Annotated in this window: 17 protein-coding genes; 5 read left to right on the top strand and 12 right to left on the bottom strand. The window is 72.4% G+C overall.

Features of this window, described 5'->3' with window-relative positions:
- Window positions 1–25 precede the first annotated feature (25 nt).
- From ACSMXO_RS02600 to ACSMXO_RS02580, 5 genes are read right to left on the bottom strand one after another with little or no spacing between them, the layout of a single operon-like run.
- On the bottom strand, window positions 26–1,258 hold the full coding sequence (locus ACSMXO_RS02600) for a Gfo/Idh/MocA family protein (protein ID WP_455416570.1): 1,233 nt from the start codon (window positions 1,256–1,258) through the stop codon (window positions 26–28).
- Window positions 1,255–2,760 carry a mannitol dehydrogenase family protein gene (locus ACSMXO_RS02595; RefSeq protein ID WP_455416569.1) on the bottom strand — a complete coding sequence of 502 codons (1,506 nt, stop codon included), beginning with the start codon at window positions 2,758–2,760 and terminating at the stop codon, window positions 1,255–1,257. Before ACSMXO_RS02595 ends, ACSMXO_RS02600 begins: the two co-directional genes overlap by 4 nt.
- Complete coding sequence (locus ACSMXO_RS02590) at window positions 2,751–4,061, bottom strand: enolase C-terminal domain-like protein (RefSeq protein WP_455416568.1); 1,311 nt, start codon at window positions 4,059–4,061, stop codon at window positions 2,751–2,753. Before ACSMXO_RS02590 ends, ACSMXO_RS02595 begins: the two co-directional genes overlap by 10 nt.
- Window positions 4,058–5,494 (bottom strand): glucuronate isomerase, encoded by a 1,437-nt coding sequence (gene uxaC / locus ACSMXO_RS02585; RefSeq protein WP_455416567.1) that lies wholly within the window; start codon window positions 5,492–5,494, stop codon window positions 4,058–4,060. Before uxaC ends, ACSMXO_RS02590 begins: the two co-directional genes overlap by 4 nt.
- A gap of 17 nt (window positions 5,495–5,511) precedes the next feature.
- Window positions 5,512–6,840 (bottom strand): Gfo/Idh/MocA family protein, encoded by a 1,329-nt coding sequence (locus ACSMXO_RS02580; RefSeq protein ID WP_455416566.1) that lies wholly within the window; start codon window positions 6,838–6,840, stop codon window positions 5,512–5,514.
- A 241-nt stretch (window positions 6,841–7,081) separates the two neighbouring features.
- Here ACSMXO_RS02580 and ACSMXO_RS02575 point away from each other — a divergent pair, with 241 nt between their 5' ends.
- The 5 genes from ACSMXO_RS02575 (at window position 7,082) to ACSMXO_RS02555 (ending at window position 12,216) form a co-directional block, all read left to right on the top strand.
- Window positions 7,082–8,245 (top strand): LacI family DNA-binding transcriptional regulator, encoded by a 1,164-nt coding sequence (locus ACSMXO_RS02575; protein WP_455416565.1) that lies wholly within the window; start codon window positions 7,082–7,084, stop codon window positions 8,243–8,245.
- An 18-nt stretch (window positions 8,246–8,263) separates the two neighbouring features.
- Window positions 8,264–9,610, top strand: coding sequence for an ABC transporter substrate-binding protein (locus tag ACSMXO_RS02570; protein WP_455416564.1), 1,347 nt, complete (start codon window positions 8,264–8,266; stop codon window positions 9,608–9,610).
- 77 nt (window positions 9,611–9,687) lie between these two features.
- Entirely contained in the window at window positions 9,688–10,671 is a 984-nt protein-coding gene (locus ACSMXO_RS02565) for a carbohydrate ABC transporter permease (protein ID WP_346261617.1), read from the top strand.
- Window positions 10,671–11,540 carry a carbohydrate ABC transporter permease gene (locus ACSMXO_RS02560; protein ID WP_455416563.1) on the top strand — a complete coding sequence of 290 codons (870 nt, stop codon included), beginning with the start codon at window positions 10,671–10,673 and terminating at the stop codon, window positions 11,538–11,540. The genes ACSMXO_RS02565 and ACSMXO_RS02560 overlap by 1 nt, the downstream gene beginning before the upstream one ends.
- Before the next feature lie 25 nt (window positions 11,541–11,565).
- Entirely contained in the window at window positions 11,566–12,216 is a 651-nt protein-coding gene (locus tag ACSMXO_RS02555; RefSeq protein ID WP_455416562.1) for a hypothetical protein, read from the top strand.
- Window positions 12,217–12,317: 101 nt separating this feature from the next.
- Here ACSMXO_RS02555 and ACSMXO_RS02550 read toward each other — a convergent pair whose 3' ends face one another.
- From ACSMXO_RS02550 to ACSMXO_RS02520, 7 genes are all read right to left on the bottom strand, one after another.
- Window positions 12,318–13,595 (bottom strand): hypothetical protein, encoded by a 1,278-nt coding sequence (locus tag ACSMXO_RS02550; protein ID WP_455416561.1) that lies wholly within the window; start codon window positions 13,593–13,595, stop codon window positions 12,318–12,320.
- Entirely contained in the window at window positions 13,592–14,236 is a 645-nt protein-coding gene (locus ACSMXO_RS02545; protein WP_455416560.1) for a GTP-binding protein, read from the bottom strand. Before ACSMXO_RS02545 ends, ACSMXO_RS02550 begins: the two co-directional genes overlap by 4 nt.
- Window positions 14,217–14,588 carry a DUF742 domain-containing protein gene (locus ACSMXO_RS02540; protein ID WP_455416559.1) on the bottom strand — a complete coding sequence of 124 codons (372 nt, stop codon included), beginning with the start codon at window positions 14,586–14,588 and terminating at the stop codon, window positions 14,217–14,219. Before ACSMXO_RS02540 ends, ACSMXO_RS02545 begins: the two co-directional genes overlap by 20 nt.
- 49 nt (window positions 14,589–14,637) lie before the next feature.
- Window positions 14,638–15,042 (bottom strand): roadblock/LC7 domain-containing protein, encoded by a 405-nt coding sequence (locus tag ACSMXO_RS02535; protein WP_455416558.1) that lies wholly within the window; start codon window positions 15,040–15,042, stop codon window positions 14,638–14,640.
- Between the two features lie 29 nt (window positions 15,043–15,071).
- Window positions 15,072–16,514, bottom strand: coding sequence for an ATP-binding protein (locus ACSMXO_RS02530; protein WP_455416557.1), 1,443 nt, complete (start codon window positions 16,512–16,514; stop codon window positions 15,072–15,074).
- 312 nt (window positions 16,515–16,826) lie between these two features.
- Window positions 16,827–17,909, bottom strand: a complete 1,083-nt coding sequence (locus ACSMXO_RS02525; protein ID WP_455416556.1) for a pentapeptide repeat-containing protein — start codon at window positions 17,907–17,909, stop codon at window positions 16,827–16,829.
- A 113-nt stretch (window positions 17,910–18,022) separates the two neighbouring features.
- Entirely contained in the window at window positions 18,023–20,818 is a 2,796-nt protein-coding gene (locus ACSMXO_RS02520; protein ID WP_455416555.1) for an Hsp70 family protein, read from the bottom strand.
- Between the last annotated feature and the right edge of the window lie 330 nt (window positions 20,819–21,148).

Genomic DNA, 21,148 nt, shown 5'->3' with positions numbered 1-21,148 from the left:
CGTTATCACGCAGGACGTCCGGCCGTCACGCATCGCCCGTCTCCCTCTCCACCGCCGCCCGGTGCGGCTTCACCGCCCACGGCACAGCCAGCTCCGACAGCAGCGCCCCCTCGGCCGCCGCCCGGCGCAGCACCGCGTTCACTCCCCGGATCGTCAACACCCGGTCCGGCCCCGCGCCGGTCGCCACCACCCGCTCCCCGCCGACCAGCTCCGGTTCCGGAGCGGCCGAGATCGCCTGCACCAGGGCGGTGAACGCCGCCGTCCGGGCAAGCGGCGCGATCAGCGGCACTCCGCCCGGGTCGGCCCGGTGCGCCAGCAGGTTCTCCAGCAGGTTCACCCGGCCCGGTACGTCGCGCGGCCCCGGATCACCGGGCAGCGTCAACCGGTCGGCGGTGTATTCCAGCACCGCCCGGCCGGTCGAGCCGTGCACGATCACCTCACCGGCGATGAAGTCCTCACCAGCGAGCGTCACCGCGGCCAGCACCGGGAGGCCGCAGCCGAGGGTTGCCCGCAGCGCGGCGGTGTCGTCCACCTCGATCGGCCGGGTCCGGTAGCGCTCCAGCTCGACCTGTGCCGGCCAGTCCGGCGCCGCGCCATCGACCGCGCCCAGCGGCGCGACCGCGCCGGCCGCCACCGCCGCCCCGGCCACCGCCAGGCACTGCATCACCGCATGCGCCAGCGGATTCACGAGTACGCCGTCCAGCGCCGGCCGCCCGTCCAGGCTGCGCCGGCCGGCCCACGGAGCGCGGGCGTAGTAGCCGTCGGTGCGTTGCCAGGAAGCCACCGTGGAGATGCCGGTGACCCGGCCCAGCCGGCCGTCAGTGACCGCCGAGGTCAGCTCGTGCAACGCCGTCGAGCCGAGCGCCTGGAAGCCGATCTGGGCCACCCGGCCCGCCTCGGCCAGTGCGCCGGCCAGGATGCGGTGCTCGGCCAGCGAGAGCACCGGCGGCTTCTCCAGCAGCAGGTCCGCGCCGGCCCGGATCGCCTCCAGCGCGATCGGCAGGTGGGTGTGCGGCGGGGTACAGATCACCACCACGTCCGGGCGTACCGCACCGAGCATCTCGCGGTGGTCGGTGAAGATCCCCGTGCCGGGCGGGACCGGCGCGTCCGGCGCCGCCTCCACCGGGCGTACGTCGACCAGGGCGACCAACTCCAGCTTCCCGGCGTCGTGCAGCGGGGCGATGATCCGGCGGTGCCACAGCCCATGCCCGCTCGCCCCGACCAGCGCCACCCTCGGCGGCGCCCCGACCCCGGTCATGCCGCACCCGCCAACGTCTTCTCCACCCCGTGCCGGTCCAGCGCGGTGAGCCACTCGACCACCAGGTCGCGTACCTCGTCGTCGGCGGCCAGTTCCGCCGGGAAGACCTCGGTCAACCCGAACAGCGCCGCCACCACCCCGGCCGGGGAGTCCTTCCCGGCGGCCAGGGCCGCCCGGATCCGGTCGGCGAGCGGGTCATCGAGGGGCAGCGACGTACCGTCGTCGGCGTGGCCCTGGGCGAAGCGCATCCAGGCCGCCACCACCAGAGCCGCCCAGCGGGGCCGGGCCCCGGCCGCGCGCAGGTCCGCGATGGTGTGCAGCACCCGCTGCGGCAGCTTCTGCGAGCCGTCCATGGCGATCTGGATGGTGCGGTGCCGGATCACCGGGTTGGCGAACCGCTCCAGCACCTCCTCGCCGTACTCGACCACCGAGACGCCGTCCGGCGGGGTGAAGCTTTTCGCCACATCCTCGGCGATCAGCCGGCGCAGCACCCCGGCCAGGTGCGGAATCTCCAGCGCCTCGGCGATGGTCTCCCGGCCGGCCAGCGCGCCCAGGTACGCCGTTGCCGAGTGCACGCCGTTCAGCGCCCGCAGCTTGAGCCGCTCCCACGGGCCGGCGTCGTCGGTGAGCACCGCCCCGGCCCGCTCCCAGGCCGGTCGCCCGCCCGGGAACCGGTCCTCGATCACCCACTGCCGGTACGGCTCGGCCGCCACCGCCGCCAGGTCGCTCACCCCGAGCGCCGCCTGCGCGTCGGCCAGGGTCTGCGGGGTGCTGGCCGGCACGATCCGGTCCACCATGGTGCCGGGGAAGCTGACATTGCCGCGCAGCCAGTCGGCGATCCGTTCGGACCGCCCGCCCGCGCCGGCACCGACCACCTGGAGTGCCTGGCCGACCAGGCTGTGCAGCCGCTCCCCGTTCGACGGCAGGTTGTCGCAGCTCACCAGGGCGATCGGGCCGGCCTCGGCGACTGAACGGGCCAGCAGGCCCCGGACCAGCAGGCCGGGCACGGTCTGCGGCGGCCGGTCGGTGGTCAGGTCGGCCAGTACCGCCTCGTCCGGGCGGAGCCGGCCGGTCGCCGGATCGAGCTGGTACGCCTTCTCGGTCACCGTCAGCGTCACCACCCGGATCGCCGGATCGGCCAGCAGCGCGACGATCGCCGCCGGGTCGCTGGCCGCGTGCCGGACCCCGGCGAGCGCCCCGACCACCCGGGTCTGGTTGCCCGCTCCCGAGGTGCTGGTGACGCTGAACAGGCAGTCCTGGGCGGCGAGCTTGGTCACCATGTCGGTGCTGCGCGGTGCCACCCCGATGAGGCCCCAGTCGCCGCCGGCCGCCGCGACCGCCTCCTCGGTGTAGACCGCCTGGTGGGCCCGGTGGAACGCGCCCAGCCCGAGGTGCACGATCCCGGCCGGTACGGCACCGGGCCGGACCAGCGGGCGGCTCGACGCCGGCAGTCGGCGCAGCACGCCGAGGCCCAGCCGCGACGCGCCGACGGTCACGCCCATACCGGGCCGTCCGGGAAGGAGTACTCGGCGATCGAGTCGGGCTTCATCGTGGAGCTGTAACCGGGCTGCTCCGGCAGGAGGTAGCGGCCGCCACGGGTGCGTACCGGGTCGACGAAGTGCTCGTGCAGGTGGTCGACGTACTCGACCATCCGGCCGTCCAGCGAGGTGCCGACCCGCAGGTAGTCGAAGATCGCCAGGTGCTGGACGTACTCGCAGAGGCCGACGCCGCCGGCGTGCGGGCAGATCGGCACGCCGAACTTGGCCGCCATCAGCATCACCGAGAGCACCTCGTTGACCCCGCCGATCCGGCAGGCGTCGATCTGGCAGACCCGGATCGCCTCGGCCTGCATGAGCTGCTTGAAGATGACCCGGTTCGCCGCCACCTCACCGGTGGCGACCCGGCAGCGCCCGCCGGAGAGCCCGGTCACCGCCTCGGCGATCCGGGCGTGCCCCAGTACGTCGTCGGCGTGCGTCGGCTCCTCGATCCAGTACGGGTCGAACTCGACCAGCCTCGACATGTTGGCGATCGCCTCGTCGACGTCCCAGACCTGGTTGGCGTCCATCATCAGCAGCGCGTCCGGACCGATCTCCTCGCGGATGATCCGCGCCCGGCGTACGTCGTCGTCGACCGGGCCGCCGACCTTCATCTTCATCGCCCGCCACCCCTGGGCGTACGCCTCGCGGGTCAGCGCCCGGACCTTGTCGTCCGGATAACCGAGCCAGCCGACCGAGGTGGTGTACGACGGGAACCCGTCCCGCTCCAGTTCGGCCAGCCGGTCCGCCAGGCCGACCTGCCCCTTGTCCAGGATGGCGGCGGCCTCGGCCGGGTTGATCGCGTCGATGATGTGGTGGAAGTCGATGTTGCGGACCAGTTCCTCGCTCGGCATCTCGGCGAGCAGCCGCCACAGCGGTTTACCCTCCAGCTTGGCCCGCAGGTCCCAGACCGCGTTGACCAGCGCGCCGGTCGCCATGTGGATGACGCCCTTCTCCGGCCCCAGCCAGCGCAACTGCACGTCGGCGCTGAGTGACCGCCAGAACGCCACCGGCCGCGCGACGATCTCGGCCATGGTCCGGCCGACCACGTGGTGGGCAAGGGCCCGGATGGCGGCGCAGGTCAGCTCGTTGCCCCGGCCGTTGGTGAAGGTGAACCCGGCCCCGAAGGTCCCGTCCGGTGCGTCGGTGCGCAACTCGACGTAGCTGGCCGAGTAGTCGCCCCGGTTGATCGCGTCCGAGCCGTCCCCGGCCGCCGCCGTCGGAAACCGCACGTCGTGCACGTCGACGCCGGTGATGGTAACCGTCACTTGTCAGTGCTCCCGAGCTTGAAGACCTTCTTGGGCAGGTGGTAGGCAAGGTCGACGATGGTCTCGGCCGCCTCGTCCAGCGGCAGCCGGTGCTCGGCGACGAGCCGGGCCAGGAAGCCGGCGTCGATCCGCCGGGCCACGTCGTGGCGGACCGGGATCGAGCAGAACGCCCGGGTGTCGTCGACGAATCCGGCGGTGTTGTAGAAGCCGGCGGTCTCGGTGACCGCCTCGCGGAACCGGCGCAGCACCTCGGGCGAGTCCAGGAACCACCAGGGCGCGCCGAGGTAGAGCGCCGCGTAGCCGCCGGCCAGCGGGGCCAGTTCCCGGGTGAAGGTGTACTCGTCCAGCGTGTAGACGACGACCCGCAGCCGGGGATCGTTGCCGTACGCGTCCAGCAGCGGGGTGAGCGCGTGCAGGTATTCGGTGGCCTGCGGGATGTCACCCCCGACGTCGCGCCCGTGCTTGGCGTAGAGCCAGCGGTTGTGGTTGCGCACCGAGCCCGGGTGGAGCTGCATCACCAGGCCGTCCTCGATGGACATCCGGGCGAACTCGACCAGCATGTGCGCCCGGAACGCCTCGGCGTCCTCCGGGGTGGCCTCGCCGCGCAGGCCGCGCTCGTAGAGGGCGCTCGCCTCGGCCTCGCCCAGCCGCAGGGTCAGCGCGGTCGGGTGGCCGTGGTCGGTGGAGGTGGCCCCGGCGGCGATGAACGCCTCGCGGCGCTTGCGCAGCGCGGCGAGGTAGCCGGGGTACCGGCCGGTGTCCTCGCCGGCGATCTCGCCGAGCCGGGCGACGTTGCCGGCCCAGCCGTCGAACTCCATGTCGACGACGTTGTCCGGCCGGAAGGTGGTGATCACCCGGCCGCCGGGGCCGCCCCAGCCGTCGGCGGCCAGCTTGGCGTGCCGGCCCAACTCGTCCAGCGGCGACTCGGTGGTGGCCAGCACCTCGATGTTGAACCGCTCGAAGAGCGCCCGGGGCCGGAACTCCGGCTGGGCGAGCTGGGCCGCGATCGCGTCGTAGATCTCGTCGGCGGTGCCCGGGGAGAGTCGGGTCTCGATCCCGAAAACGTTCCGGAAGGTCTCCTCCAGCCAGAGCCGGCTCGGGGTACCCCGGAACAGGTGCCAGTGCGCCGCGAACCGCCGCCAGATGGTCCGGCCGTCCGTCTCGACCGGCTCGCCGTCCACCGCCGGTACGCCCAGCTCGGCCGGGGTGACTCCCTGGCTGAGCAGCATCCGGGTCAGGTAGTGGTCCGGGACGATGATCAGCCGCGCCGGGTCCGGAAAGGCGACGTCGTCGGCGAGGATGCCCGGGTCCACGTGCCCGTGCGGCGAGATCAGCGGCCGGTCCCGGACCAGCGCGTACAGCTCGCGGGCGATGGCCCGCTGGCTGGGCTCGGACGGGAAGAGCAGGTCGGGCCGGTCGGACGGTGCGGACACGGGCTGGCTCCTTGCGATCAGGGGATGGTGAGCAGCTCGGCGACGCGGACCGGCTGCCCGGTTTCGAAGGATCGGTTCGCGGCCAGGCCGGTGAGCAGGGCGAGTGCGCCGTCCCGGGCGGTGGCCGCCCGGTCCATCGGGTCGGTGTGCCCGCCGAAGAGCACCGCGGTCATCCGGGCGTCCGCACCGCCGTGTCCGGTCCGGGTGTAGCCGGAGACGGGTACCTCCCGGGGCTGCTCCCAGAAGGGCCGCAGGGTGATCTTCGCCCACCCCTCCTCCACGGCGGCCTGTACCCCGTGCAGCGCGGCTCCCTTCAGCTCGCCGGCCGCCTGCGGGCTGACGAAGTCGCTCTCCACCACCTCGAGTTCGAGCCGACCCCGGCTGCCGTTGAACATCACCCGGTAACCCTCCCAGGGCGCGTACGCGGTCAGGTGGTAGGTCATGGTGGCACCGCTGTCGTACTGCGCCAGCACCGCCATGTCGTCCTCGATGGTCACCCCGGGCGCGAAGACGTTCTGGTCACGGTGGTAGCCGTCCTCGGCCTCCGCCTCCAGATAGAGCGCCCGCAGCCTCGGGTGGTCGGCCAGGTGCAGCGCGAACGGGTCGTCCGCGGCGGCCGGCGCGCCGTGCGCCCGGTCGTACGGGCGGGCGTAGCCGTGCCGCTTGCCGGCCACGTCCCCGTAGAAGAAGAGCCGGCCCGAGGCGTAGACCTGGACCGGCTTCGCGTCCAGCCACCAGTTGACCAGGTCGAAGTGGTGACTCGCCTTGTGCACCATCAGCCCGCCGGAGTTGGCCTTGTCCCGGTGCCAGCGCCGGAAGTAGTCGGCACCGTGGCGTACGTCGAGCAGCCACTCGAAGTGGACGGAGCCGATCTCGCCGATGGCGCCCTCGGCGAGCACCTCCCGGACCTTCTCATGCAATGGGTTGTAGCGATAGTTGAAGGCGACCGAAACTTTTCGGCCGGTTTCCGCAACAGCCCGCAGGATCCGCTCGCACCGGGGCACGTCGGTGGTCATCGGCTTCTCGGTGATCACGTCGCACCCGTCCCGCAGCGCGGCGACGATGTACTCGTCGTGCGTCCGGTCCACACTGGTCACCAGCACGACGTCGACCCGTTCCTTCTCCAGCATGGAGGAGAACTCGCTGGCCAGGTACGTCGGCACCGGGTCGAAGTCGAGTTCCGCGAGCCAGCCGTTGTGCGCGTTCATCCGGGCCGGATTGACGTCGGCGAATGCGACCAGCTCGGCCGTGTTCGGGTGGTCCAGCACCAGGGCCCGGACGAACATCTCCGCACGCGCGCCCGTACCGACCAGGGCGAAACGCTGCCTTCCCGGGGTTACCGACATCCCAGCTCGCCTCCGTTGGCTGCAAAGGTTTGCAGGAGAAGTAACCACGCATCCCGAGCGGTCGTCAACGACCTGCAGCAAAGCTGCGGCTTTTATCCAGATCTGTAACTATGGGAGTGCTCCCATAGCTGCGTACCGCAACAAAGCCGTAACCGATCCCCGTTGACACCTGAGCAACCGTTTGCATTAATTGGCCAACCACGTGACGGCAGACACACCGGCAGCCACAGAGAGGACTCGCGTGCCAGCCACCATTCGAGACGTCGCGCGCGCCTCCGGGGTGCACATCTCCACCGTCTCGCGAACGTTCTCGGCCCCGCACCTGGTCAATCCGGAGACCCGGAACCGGGTGTTGGCCTGCGCCGAACACCTCGGCTACCGGCCCAACCGGGCCGCCCGGGCACTGATCACCGGGCGCACCCACAACATCGGCCTGATCATCGCCGACATCGCCAACCCCTTCTTCCCACCGCTGATCAAGGCGGCGGAGAGCCAGGCCCGGCAGCGCGACTACCACATCTTCATCGCCGACACCAACGAGGACCCGGCGGCCGAGGAGGACCTGGTGCACGCCCTGGCCAAGCAGGTCGACGGCGTGCTGCTGTGCAGCCCTCGGATGAGCAACAGCCTGATCGAGCAGCTCAGCCGCGAGGTGCCGCTGGTCGTGATCAACCGCCAGGTCACCGGCCTGCCGGCGGTGGTGATGGACGTCGGCCAGGGCGCCCGGCTCGCCGTCGAACACCTGACCGGGCTCGGCCACCGCGACCTCGCCCTGCTCGGCGGGCCGCGCGGCTCGTGGACCAACCGGGAGATCCGCCGGGCGGCCACCACCGCCGCCCGGGCCGCGGACGCCTCGCTGACCGTGCTCGGCCCCAACCCGCCCACCGAGGGCGGCGGCGTCGCCATGGCCGAACAGGTTCGCCGGACCGGTGCCACCGCCGTGCTCGCCTACAACGACCTGATGGCGATCGGCCTGATGGAAGGGCTTGACTCACTCGGGCTACGGGTGCCCCAGGACATCAGCGTCGTCGGCATCGACGACATCGCGCTGAGCCGGCTCACCCGGCCCAAATTGACGACGGTGGCCACGCCAACCGCGGCCGCCGGCCGGACGGCCGTCGACATGCTCCTGCAACACGACGGTTCCTCCTCCGCACGCGCCGGGCGCGGCGGCGGACGGACCAGCACCGCCGACGACCGTCGCACCACCGCACAGGTAAGCCTGCAGACCGAGTTGGTCATCCGCGACTCGACGGGCGTCGGTCCGGCGGCTTCGGCCGACCGGCCCGGAACGGCGGCAGCAGCCGACCGCCCGGGCGCGGCATCTCCTGCTCGCCCGGGCCCGCACGGCCATCCGGCCCCGGGCGGCGCGACCGCGGCCACCCCCGAAAGTGTCGCCTCCTAACGCCAAGGAGTGAGCGAAATGCACCCCGCCACACCCCCGACGGCAAACGCGCCTGCCGCGCGTAGCCACCGTACCCTGCACCGTCGAGACCTGCTCCGCCGCTTCACGGCCGCGATGGTCGCTCTGCCCCTCGTCCTCGGCGCCGCCGCCTGCGGCGACGACGAGCCGGAGCCGGGCGGCCCGGTCAGCATCGAGTTCTTCTGGTGGGGCGGCGAGGCCCGGGCCGAGATGACCCAGAAGGCACTCGACCTCTACAAGCAGAAGAACCCGAACGTCACCATCAACCCCGTCTGGCAGGCCTTCGACGGCTACTACGACAAGCTCGCCACCATTTCCGCCGGTGGCAACGCCCCGGACGTCTTCCAGATCGACGACAACGGCCTGGCGGAGTACGCGAGCCGCAACGTCACCCTCGACCTGACGCCGTACGTCAAAAACAACAAGATCGACCTCAGTAAGCACGCCGAAGGGCTGACCAAGTACGGCCAGCTCGACGGCAAGCAGGTGGCGGTCGCGACCGGCGAGAACACGCCAGCCATGATCTACGACAAGACCAAGCTCAAGGAGCTCGGCGTCAGCGAACCCCAAGAGGGCTGGAGCTACGAGCAGCTCTTCGACTGGGCCGCCCAGGTGACCGCCAAGGGCGGTGGCAAGTACTGGGGCACCATGGACACCAGCTCCGACTACAAGGCGCTGTGGCTGTGGCTGCGGGCCCAGGGCAAGGAGTTCTACGACGGCAACAAGCTCGCGTTCACCGAGGCCGACCTCGCCTCCTGGTTCCGGCTCTGGCAGGGTGCCCGGGCCAAGAACGCGACCCCGCCGGCCGACGTCGTCCACGAGGCGGTCAACGGCAGCGTCGCCACCCAGCTCGTGGTGACGGGCAAGGCCGCCACCTCCTTCATGTGGTCGAACCAGCTCGGCGAGTTGCAGAAGGCCACCAAGAACGAGCTGGGCATGGTCGCGTACCCCGGCGACCCGAAGGGTCAGTGGGCGCGCGCCTCGCTGTACTGGGCGGGGTCGCGCAGCACCGAGCACCCGGAGGTGGTGGCCGACCTGATCAACTTCCTGGTCAACGACCCGGAGGTGGCAAAGATCTTCGGCGTCGACCGGGGCCTTCCGTCGAACATGGACACCCGGACGGCCATCGAGGCGACCATGACCGATCCGGCGATGAAGGCGACCGTGGCCTTCGAGAACGGTCTGGCTTCCAAGTTCGGCCCGGCGCCCACGCCGCCGCCGAAGGGGCACAGCGGGCTGCGCAACAAGCTGCGTGACATCGCGGAGAGCGTGACCTACGGCCGCGCCACCCCCGAGAACGCCGCAAAGCAGTTCTTCGCCGAGGCCCAGGCGGCGCTCGCCGGCTGACCGCCCGACCAGGGGTGGGGAGCCGGGCAACGGTTCCCCACCCCTGCCGGAGCGTCGTTCGAGAGGAGAACCAACCCGTGGCTCTATCCACGGCGACCAAGCCGCGTCCCGGCGACGCCGCGCCGGCCGGTACGCCGGGCCGGCGGACGCGGGCCAGCCGGCGGCGACACCGCGCCGAAGGGGTCGCCGGCTACGTCTTCCTTTCCCCGTGGCTGATCGGCCTGATGGCGATCACCGCCTTCCCCATGCTGTTCTCGCTCTATCTGAGCTTCACCAACTACGACGTGCTCTCCAGTTGGGAACTCGTCGAGTGGGTCGGGCTGGACAACTACCGGCGGATGTTCGGCGAGGACCCGGCGTTCTGGCACGCGGTGACGGTCACCCTGACGTACGCCCTGATCGCCGTGCCGCTCAAGCTCGCCGCCGCCCTGGGCGTCGCGCTGCTGCTCAACCGCGAGCGGCGTGGCGTCGGTCTGTTCCGCAGCCTGTTCTACCTGCCCTCGCTGCTGGGCGGCAGCGTCGCGCTGGCCCTGGTCTGGCGGGCCATGTTCGGCGGCGACGGCGCGTTCAACAGCTTCCTGGGACTCTTCGGAATCCAGGGCGAGGCCTGGGTGAACGACCCGACCTGGGCGCTCGAGACACTGATGGTCCTGGCCATCTGGCAGTTCGGCGCCCCGATGGTGATCTTCCTCGCCGGGCTGAAGCAGGTACCGACCGAACTCTACGAGGCCGCGTCGGTCGACGGCGCCGGCCGGGCCCGCCAGTTCTGGAACGTCACTCTGCCGATGCTCTCCCCGGTCATCTTCTTCAACCTGGTGCTGGAGACCATCAACGGATTCCAGGGCTTCACCTCGGCATACGTGATCAGCAACGGCACCGGCGGGCCGGTCTACTCCACCCTGCTCTACACCCTGCACATCTACGACCAGGGCTTCGGAGAGTTCCGGATGGGTTACGCGTCGGCGCTCTCCTGGGTCTTCCTGCTGGCCATCGCGGTGATCACCGTGATCTTCTTCAGCACCGGCCGGTTCTGGGTGCACTACTCCGACGGAGACGACTGATGGCAGTCCAGGCAGTCCGGGCAACCCCGGCCACCGGCCGCCGCTCGCGCGGCATCGTCCGGGTCCTTGCGCTCGTCGGGGTGCTCGCCTTCGTGCTCTATCCGCTGCTGTGGATGGTCGGCTCGTCGCTGAAGTCACCGACCGAGGTGGTCAGTAACCTCTCCGTCATCCCACAGGAGGTGACCTGGGCCAACTACCCGGACGGCTGGAACTACATCAGAGACCTCAGCTTCGGCCGGTTCTTCCTCAACAGCACCGTGATCGCCCTGGCCACCGTGGTCGCCAACGCGGTCTCCTGCCTGGTGGCCGCGTACGCCTTCGCCCGGTTGCGGTTCCGGCTGCGGAAGCTCTGGTTCACCGTCATGATCGGGACGCTGCTGCTCCCCAGCCACGTGCTGATCGTGCCGCAGTACGTGATGTTCAACTACTTCGGCTGGATCGACACCCCGCTGCCGCTGATCGTGCCGAAGCTACTCGCCACCGAAGCGTTCTTCGTCTTCCTGATGGTGCAGTTCATGCGTGGCATCCCACGCGAGCTGGACGACGCCGCCAAGATCGACGGCTGTTCGCCGTACGGAGTGTTCCGGCACGTGATGCTGCCGCTGAGCCGGCCGGCGCTGGTCACCACGGCGATCTTCTCGTTCATCTGGACCTGGAACGACTTCTTCACCCAGCTCGTCTACCTGCCGAGCCCGACCAGTTACACCGTGCCGATCGGACTGCGGCTGTTCATCGACTCCAGCGGGCAGACGTCCCTCGGTCCCATGTTCGCGATGTCGGTACTGTCGCTGCTGCCGGTCTTCGTCTTCTTCCTGGCCTTCCAGCGCATGCTGGTACAGGGCATCAACACCAGCGGGCTCAAGGGATGAGGCGTCGGGGATGCAGACTCGGAGGATGACCGAGCCACCCGCTCCGAACTGGCCGGAGCAGCCCGCCGCCGACACCCGACCGGACTGGCGGGACACCCTGCGCAACGCCACCGACCTGGCGCTGCTCGGCATCGTCATCACCGTCGCGGCGCTGCCGGTGGTCACCGCCGGTGCTGCGGTCGCCACCGGCAGCGCCGCACTGCACTCCTGGATCGAGACGGGGAGCTGGCCCGGGGTACGGCCTGTGCTGCGGGACTTCCGCCGCGCGGTACTGCCCGGCATCCTGCCCACCCTGCTCGGCGGGATCGCCGCCGCCGTACTCGCGGTGAACCTGCTGGTGCTGACCCGGGGTGCCGTACCGGGCGGCGCGGTGCTGGTGGCGGTCACCGCCGCACTGGCGGTGGCGGCCGGCGGCTTCGCCGGGCTGACCGCGGTGTGCCTCGGCCAGCGGGGCGGCCAGGGCTGGCGGGACGCGCTCCGCGCGGCGGCGCAGACCGTGCGGGACCGCCCGGTGACCCTGCTCGGCACGGCCGGTACGGTCGCGCTGGCCACCCTGCTCTGCGTGCTCGTCCTGCCGCCGCTGGCCCCGATCCTGGTCGGCTACACGCTCTTCGGGCTGCACACCACCACCCGCCGGCTGGCCGGCACCCCGCCGTCCCCGGAGGACGCCGGATAGCCGGCTCCCGGAGCGGACGTCAACCGGGTCCGCGACGCCACACGGGCCGGCGGCCGGGCGCCACAAGTTCACGCCGTACGGCCCGTGCCCGGGACGACCGGTCAGGACTCCCCGTCGGCGGTGTGCCGGACCGGCGTGAACCGCACCGGGATCGACCTCGGGGTACGTCCCCACGGTGAGGGGACCGCCTGCAACTCCTCCACCGGGATCGCCAGCCGTACCCCGGGCAGCAGGTGCAGCGCGGTCTCGACGGCGGTACGCACGATCAGCCGGGCCGGGATCTGTGCCGGGCAGGCATGCGGGCCGGCGCCCCAGGAGAGGTGTGCCCGGTTGCCGACCTCCCGCCACGGCTCACCACTGGGGTGGATCCGCGGGTCGGCGTTCGCGGCGGTGAACCCGAGGATCATCGCGTCGCCGCGCCGGACCGGCTGCCCGGCGAGTTCGGTGTCCCGCAGCGCGTACCGGGCCGGCGCGTTCGTCATCGGCGGGTCCCGCCACAGCACCTCGTCGATCGCGTCGTCCACGCCGAGCCGGCCGCCCCGGAGCCGCCCGGCGAACCGCTCGTCGGTGAGCATCAGCCGCAGCGTCTGGGCGATGCAGCTCATGGTGTTCTCGTTCGCCGCGACCAGCAGCAGCACCATGGTGTCGTAGACCTCGGCGTCGCCGCGCAGGTTCGGGTGCCCGGCCAGATAGCTGGTCAGGTCGCCCGACGGGGTCGCCCGGCGGGCCGCGACGACATCGGCGAGGATCTTCATGACCTTCTCCCGGGCGGCCAGCGCGTCCGCGCCCCAGGCGAACATCGCGGCCAGGCCGGCCTGGAGTTCGTGGCTCTGCACGGCGTCCAGGCCGAACCGGTCCGCGACGGCCAGCACCGGGACGATCGCCGCGTAGTCGGCGACCAGGTCCGCCTCGCCCCGGCCGGCGAACGAACCGATCACGTCGGTGCAGAGCGCCGCGACCGCCCGGCGCATCGCCCGCTGGTCGATCTCGGCCATCCCACCCGCGATCGGGGCACGCAGCCGGCGGTGCCGCTCACCGTTGACGAAGAAGGCGTTGTCGTACGGCGACATCATCGGGCGCAGCAGCGAGTCCGCCGGCAGGCTGCCGTCGTGGTGGGCCGACCAGTCGTCCGGATCGCAGGAGTAGACCTGCTCCTGCCGGGTGACCGTGAGGATCTCCTGGTAGCCCATGACCAGCCAGGCGTGCACGCCCGGCTCCAGTTCGACCGGGGCGACCGGACCGTGCTCGGCCCGCAGCCGTGCGAAGACGTGCTGCGGGTCGGGACAGGCGGTGGTGGCGGCCAGCGGCATCAGTCCGGTCAGCTCGGCCAGCGGCTTGCGGGCACCGGCAGGGCTCTCGATCGCGGGGGAGGTTGTCACGAGACCATTTCCTGGGAGACGGGGATCTTCGGCGTGGCGTCGTCCGGCGCGGTGGCCGTGACGTCGAGGGCGTGCTGGACCAGGCTCGTCAACGCGGCCAGCGCGGAGGCGCGGTCCCGGGCGTCGCAGTCCAGGATCGGCGTCCCCGGCAGCAGGTCCAGAGCGGTACGCAGCTCGTCGGCGGAGTGCGGCACCGTGTCCGGGAAGTGGTTGACCGCCACCACGAACGGCAACTCGATGCCGACCTCCAACTGGTCGAAGACCTCGAAACTGGCCTCCAGCCGCCCGGGCCGGGTGTCGACCAGCACCAGTACCCCGGCGGCGCCCTCGGCGAGCCCCTCCCACAGGTCCCAGAACCGCCGCTGCCCGGGGGTGCCGAACAGGTAGAGGGCCAGGCTCTGGTTGAGGGTGATCCGGCCGAAGTCCATCGCCACGGTGGTGGTGCGCTTGTCGCCCACCCCGGCGAGGTCGTCGACCCCCTCGCTGACCTGGGTGACGATCTCTTCGGTGCGCAGCGGGGTGATCTCGCTGACCGAACCGATCAGGGTGGTCTTGCCGACCCCGAAGCTGCCGACCACCAGAATCTTCACCGACTTGGTCACGGTCCCCGGCAGGTAACCGTCAGAGCGCGCGGAGACCATTCAGCACCTCTTGGAGTAGTTCCCGGGGAAGCTGCGCGGAGCGGGGGCTTCCGGCCCGCGCGGTCAGGTGGCCGGAGTCGACCAGGTCGCTCGCGAGTACGCGTACGACACTCACCGGCAACTCCAGTCGGGCGGCGACCTCGACCAGGGAGAGCAGTCCCCGGCACATCGCCAGCAGGGCACGCTCCTGACGACCGGCCGAGATCGGCAGCGGCGGCACCGGATCGGTGGCGATCAGCAGCGTGTCGACACTGATCGTGTTACGTGACGGGCGGGCCCGCCCCTTCGTGAGCACGTACGGCCGCAGCGCCGAGTCGCGGTACTCGCGCTTCCGGTCGTCAGGAGGGGTCATCCAGGCTCCCCGGTCCGGTCCGTCGTGTCCTGACCCCCGCCACCCCGGGTCATTCCCCGGCGCCGTGCCGGGCCGTGGTGGCGAGGTTGCGTTCACCGATCTTGTTGACCTGGGACTGCATCTGGTGCGCGATGAGTGCCGGATCGACGGCCGGTTCGGTCACCACCGCCAGGTGCGAGCCGTCCCCGGCCCGCCGGACGAACAGGTATCCGCCGTCGAAATCGATCATCAGCGAACGAAGGGACCGCGCGCCGGCCCCGAACTCCCGGCCCACGCTCCGGCCGAGCGACTGCAAGCCGGAACAGGCGGCCGCGAGCCGGTCGGCGACGTCCTGCTCGGTGTGCTCGGACCGGACCATCGCCAGACCGTCGGCGGAGAGCACCACGGCGTGCCGGACGTACGGCACCGAGACCACCTCGGCCAGCATCCAGTTCTGGTCTTGCTTCGCGCTCATCGTTCGTCATCCTTCGTGGTTGTCGGCGGTCAGCGAGAGCCCTCCGGACCCGCCTGCGCACCGGCCCGGCCGCCGGAGATGAAGGCGCCCATCCAGGAGCCGGCCTGCTCCGGCGTCGGCTCCGAGGAGGCCGCCGCCGGTGCCGCCGGTTCGGGGGCGGCCGGGGTGGTCTCGCCCCGGCGGGACCGTCGGCGGGGCAGCGTCGGGCCGGCCGCCGGATCGGCGGGTTCCGCCTCGACCGGCCTCGGCCCCGGTTGGGGCCGCACGGCCGGCGGCTCTGTCACCACTGGGGCCGGCGGGCGCATCACCACCGCCTCCGGCGGGTCCACCGTCTCCACGACCTTCGACGGGATCAGCACCACGGCCCGCAGCCCACCGTACGGGGACTCGCTCAGATCCGCCCGGAAACCGTGCCGGCGTACGTAGTGGCCGACGACGGCGAGCCCGGTCTGCGGAATCTCGCCCAGTTCGCCCAGCCCGACCGGGTGGCGCCCGGAAACCGTCTCCCGGGCCTGCTCCAGCCGGTGGTCGTCCATCCCGATGCCGCCGTCGTCGATCTCGATGACCGCACCGCGCTGCACCCGCCGCACCGTCACCGGCACACTGGTGGCCGGCGGCGACGACTGGGTGGCGTTGGCCAGCAGCTCCGCCACCAGGTGGATGACCGGCTCCACCACCTCGGCGGCGACCGCCACGTCCTGGTCGCCGGAGACCTCGACCCGCTGGTACGCCAGGATCCGGGCCGACGCGGCGCGTACCACGTCCACCATGGCCAGCGGCTCCTGCCACTGCTGCCCTGGCCACTCTCCACAGAGCACGGCGAGGCTCTGGGCGTGCCGGGCCTGCTGCGCGGCGGCGTGGTCGACCCGCATGCTGGACTCCACCACGTCCGGGTCGTGCTGGTGCCGTTCGGCCATCAGCGAGACCTGCTCCTGGATGGAGTGCGCCGCCGTCTGTACCCGGCGGGAGAGCGCCACCACCGCCAGCCGCAACGACTCCTCGCGCTCGTCCGACCGCTTCAGCGCGCTGGTCGCCTCGGCGAGGATTTCGTCGATCAGGCCGGTCGTCCGGTCGCCCAGCATCGGATCGTGCCGGGCGGACGGCACCGGCGCCCCGGCCAGTACCGCCGGGAGCCGGACCCGGAGCAGGTGGTCGAGGGCGTTGTCCACCGCCGCCGACCGGGCCTCGGCCCGGTCCCGCCACTGCGTCTCGCGCTCCGCCAACTGCTGCTGGTAGCTGCGCACCTGCCGCTCGAACTCCCGCTCGCGCTCGTCGAGCGCCGCCCGGGCGGCCTGCTGCCGGCGCCGGAGCACCGCCAGCAGCACCAGGGTCAGCCCGGCGGCCACCGCCGCGAGCGCGGTGACCACCAACCCCGGCGGGTCGGTGCCGAGCACGGCGGCGACCACGGCCGCCGTACCGGCCAGGGTGGTGAGGAGGAAGGTGGCCGACCACACCGAGCGGCCCTCGGGCAACGGACGACCTGACGGTCCAAGAGGTGTCATGTTCACCTTCGAGCGGAAGATCCGGGCAGGACGGAGCCCCAAACCGCAGTTCAGGCGCGTGGTGGATGAGGATCGTACCCGATCGGATCGCGATCACCGCCCCCCTGACTGGACAGATGTCGCTGCCCGGAAGCGCCGGCCGTACCGTGGTCGCCGCCGCGCCGGTCGGCGGCCGTCGGCCCGGCCGGGGTCGGTGAACCTCTTTCAACCTCCCCTTGCGGTCCGTCGTCGTCGCAGGTGAAAGACGGGGTGCACGCGCCGCACTGTCCAGGTGGGAAGGGTTCAGTCCGCGCAGCTCGGGGCCGGCGGCCCGGGACGGGTCATCGCGGCCGGCAGCCGGGTCCGGTCGCTCAGCACGGCACAACTGATCTGCTCCGCGGTGACCTCCGTGGCGACCATGGTGGCGCCGTGCAGCAGGGCGCGGTTGAGGTTCGCCCCGATCAGTCGGGCGTCGGTCAGGTCGATGTCGACCAGGTTGGCACCGACCAGTCTGGTCCGGACCAGCTCCGCTCCGGGCGCGGTCACGTAGCCGAGGTACGCGTCGCTGAGGTTCGCCTCCGTCAGGTCGGCGGCGGCCAGGTTGGTGGCGTCGAGTCGGGCGCCGCGCAGGTCCGCGCCGACGAGCGTCGCACCGGTCAGCCCGGTACCGTCCAGCGCGGCCCGGACCAGCAGGGCGCCGGCCAGCGTCGCCCGGTCGAGCGTCGCCAGGTTGATCCGGGCCTCGGTCAGATCCGCCCCGCGCAGCCGGGCTTCCCGCAGGCTGGACCGGTCGAGTACGGCACCGCGCAGGTCGGCGTCGGTGAGGTCGGCACGGTCGAGCCGGGCACCGGTCAGATCGGCCCCGTCGAGCCGGGCACCGGTCAGGAGTGCCCCGGTCAACCGCGCCTGCGCCAGCGACGCCCCGGTCAGCACCGCCCCGGTCAGGTCCAGCCGGTCACCCGGGAGGCCCCGGTCGGGGTCCCGGCGGCCGAGCACGGTCAACGCCGCCTGTATGTCCACCCCGGGCCGCCGCCCCGGATCAGCCGGGCGCCCAGCCGACCGGCCGACGGACGTCGCCGCGTCGGCCTGCGACTGCCGACGGACGAAGGTGGCGAGCACCGCGGTGACGGTGGGCTGCTCGGCCGGCGCGTCCCGGAGTACGCCCTCCAGCGCGTGCACGCCGCCGGCCCGTACCACCTCGGAGGGAGCGGCCAGCAGCTCGACGGCGGCGGTGAACCGCGCGGTGACCGGGTCGGGCCCGGAGCCCTCGGCGCCGGCGGCCGTACGCAGCGCCGCACCGGCCAGCAGCGTGGCCACGGCGCTGAGCACCAGCGCGGGTACGCCGAGGAGCAGGACCGGCCGCCGCCGGCCAGGCTGGATATTCATGAACGTAGTTTGCCCGCCAACGCTCACCCTGGGCTACCCGGCGGTTTCCGGACACGCGATCATGTCCTACCCGGCGGCTACCGGCCGACGGTCGTCGGGTGGCCCGTCCCCGGCTATCCGGCGGTGAAGCGGACGACGACGAACTCGGAGCGGGCGCCGCAGACGACGACCGAGGTGGTCCAGGAGCAGGAGGTCCCGATGACCTGCTTGAGCTGGCCGAGTTCGGTCAGCTTTCCGGACTCGGCGACCACCCCCGCGACGCTGGCGTCCTGGCTGTACGTGCCCGGTTGCTCGTCGAAGACCAGCAGGTTGCCGCCGTCGATCCGGACGGCGAACCCGTCCCGGCTCAGCTTCTCGGTACCGTCGCCGGAGAAGAGTTTCGCCGCCGGGTCGCTGGAGCCGAGCCGGACCAGGGCATGCTCGCCGACCGGCAGCAGGCTCTGCGCCTGCGGCACCTTTTTCCGCCAGGCGGCCGGCTGGCCAGCGCCCTGGTCGGTCCGGACCGCCACCAGCTCGGTGGTCTCGGCGTCCGAGCCGGCGGTCTCCAGCAGGCAGATCTGCTTGTCCCCGCAGGGCTCCAGAGCGGTCGGCCGGCGGCTCTTGTCCACCGCGTTGTAGATGCTGGTCGGCGTGGCCAGGGTGGCCAGGTCGTACCGGGCCAGGCCGTAGCCGTCGGTCTTCGGCGCGACGAAGAGCTGGCCCTCGTACGCCAGCACCTCGTCGTCGGTGTCGGCGGCGTCGGCCCGGGACTTCACCACTCTGCCGTTCGTCACGTCGACGACCCGGATCGAGTCGTCCACGCCGATCTGCACGAGTCGCGGCTCGTCACCATGGTTCAGCGGTGGCGGCGCGTCCCCGGCCGGCTCGGCGGCCCCGCCCACCTCCCCGGCGGTCCGCACCGGATAGACGACGGAGTCGCTGCTGTACTCGCCCTTCGGGTTCGCCAGGGTCCACTTCGGGCCGCTGCGCGCGTTGATCCCGATCAGGGTGTCGGCGGTCTCGTCGAGCACCACGACGTACTCGTCGAAGAGGTAGAGCCTGTCGTCGCCGCGGACCTGCCGGCTCCACAGCTTCGCGCCGTTCGCCGGGTCGAAGGCGGTCAGGTCGCCCGGGGTACCGGTGCCGGTAACCTCCGGCTTGACCAGCAGCACGTCCGGCAGCGCCGTGATCCAGTCCCACCGCTCGGCGCCGGCCGCCGTGGTGATCCACCGATCGACCTTCGCCGACTCGGCGTCGAGTACCGCGATGTCCAGCCGCTGGTCGTTCCGCTGGTAGCCGGCGTACGCCCGCCCGCCGCCGGTGGCGGTGAAGAGCGCGGACGGGTTCTCCTCGCGGGTGGCGATCCGGTCGACCTCCTGGAACGCGGCGAAGTCGATGCCGGGATAGCGGTCCCGGGTCAGGTAGAACAGGGTCGCGACGACCACACCGACCAGTGCGACCAGCGCCCCGGCGCCGATCCAGACCGCCCGGCGGCGTACCAGACCGGCCAGCCCCGCCGGTGCGGTGCCGCCGGCCGGGTGTGCAGGTCCGGGCGGACGGCCCGGTCCGCCGGCTCCGTACGGCGCCGGACTGCCCGGCGGGGCCGGCTGACCGGGCTGACCGGGATGGCTGCCGCCGGCCGGCGGATAGCCGCCGGCAGCCGCCTGGGCGGGTGGCGCGGCGACCGCCGCGGCCCCGACCTCGTACGCCCGGGTCTGGCCCGGTACCGCACTGCCGGCGGCGGCCGGGCTGGTCGGCACCCCGGCGCTGCCCCGGGGAGCCGGTACGGTCACGACCGGGAGTTCGGCGAGCGCGCCCTCCGCGACCGGCAACTCCGGCTGTTCGAGTACGGTCGGCGCGATGCCGAGTTCGGCGTGCAACATCCGGGCCACCAGCGGGACCCGGGAGGAGCCGCCGACCAGGAACAGCCCGGCGAGCTGATCGGTGCCGAGCCGACAGTCGGCGATCACCGACGCGGCCTCGTAGACACCCCGGCGCAGCAGCGGGGTGACCACGCTCTCCAACTCGTCCCGGGTCAGGTGCAGCGCCTGCTCGACGCCGGGCACCGGAACCGGTGCGGTCGCGGCCCGGGACAGCATCTCCTTGGCTCCGCGTACGTCGTCCCAGAACTGCCGGCGACTGCGCCACTGGCTGGCCGTGGCCGGCTGGCGCAGTTGCTCCCAGATCGGCCCGTGCGCGGTCCGGATCACCCCGCCCAGGTGCTCGACCAGCGCCGCGTCGAGGTCGAGCCCGCCGAGGTCGGCGACGCCGCCCGAGCCGACCACCACGAACCGGGCCCGGCCGTTCTCGTCGGTGCCCTCGTTGCGCACCACCGCGATGTCCAGGGTGCCGCCGCCGAAGTCGAAGACCGCCAGCGCGGACCGGACCGGCACCGGCCGGCGCAGCACGTCGGCGAAGTAGCGGGCGGCGGCGACCGGCTCGGGCACCAGCAGCGTGCCACCGGCAGGCCGGGTCGCCGCATCGGTGCCGGCCGGTACCGGCGGCCAGCCGGCCCGGGCGACGGCGGCGGCCAGGGTGTCCCGGCGGCGGGATCCCCAACTGGCCGGATAGCTGAGTACGGCCGGCGGCAGGAACCCGACCGCCTCCACCGCCGCGCCGGCCACCGCACCGAGCACGCCGGCCAGCAGGTCGACCGTGCCGATCTCGCGGTCTCCGAGGAGTACGGCCGGCTCGTCGACCCGCCGCTTCGGGTTCGGCTCGTAGCGGGAAGGGTCGGCCTGGGCCAGCCGCTGGGCGTCCCGCCCGACGTGTGCCCGCCCGGCCTGGTCGAGGAACACCCCGGACGGCAGGACCGGCTGCCCGTCGAAGAGCAGCGGTCTGGTCCGGCCGTCGGGCCAGCGCAGCACCGCCACGGTGTGCGAGGTCCCGAGGTCGACGCCGAGCCCGTAGCCTCCGTCCTGACCTGCCATGAACCGACTCCTCCGCGGGGGCGAGGGGTTGCCCGGCCCTGCATGTTACGGGGCACGGCCCAGCACCGACCGGCGCCTCCGCGGCCATCCTCCGCCCGGCCGGGGCCCCCGCGGCCATCCTCCGCCCGGCCGGGGCCCCCGCGGCCATCCTCCGCCCGGCCGGGCCGCCGGGCCGGCCCGGCGGCCACCACGTGGACGGCGGTGGGCGCACGGGCGGGGCAGCTCGACAGCGTGCGCGGACGGGATGTCCCGGCCGCTCCGCTCCCCGCCGAGGCGCCGGGCCAGCCGGCCGGGCGACGGGTCAGGCAGCCACGTCGGTAACGCGGGGTC

It is taken from the genome of Plantactinospora sp. DSM 117369, assembly GCF_053764795.1.
The sequence above is the reverse complement of the archived record's forward strand: the minus strand, read 5'-3'. Positions and strand labels throughout refer to the sequence as shown.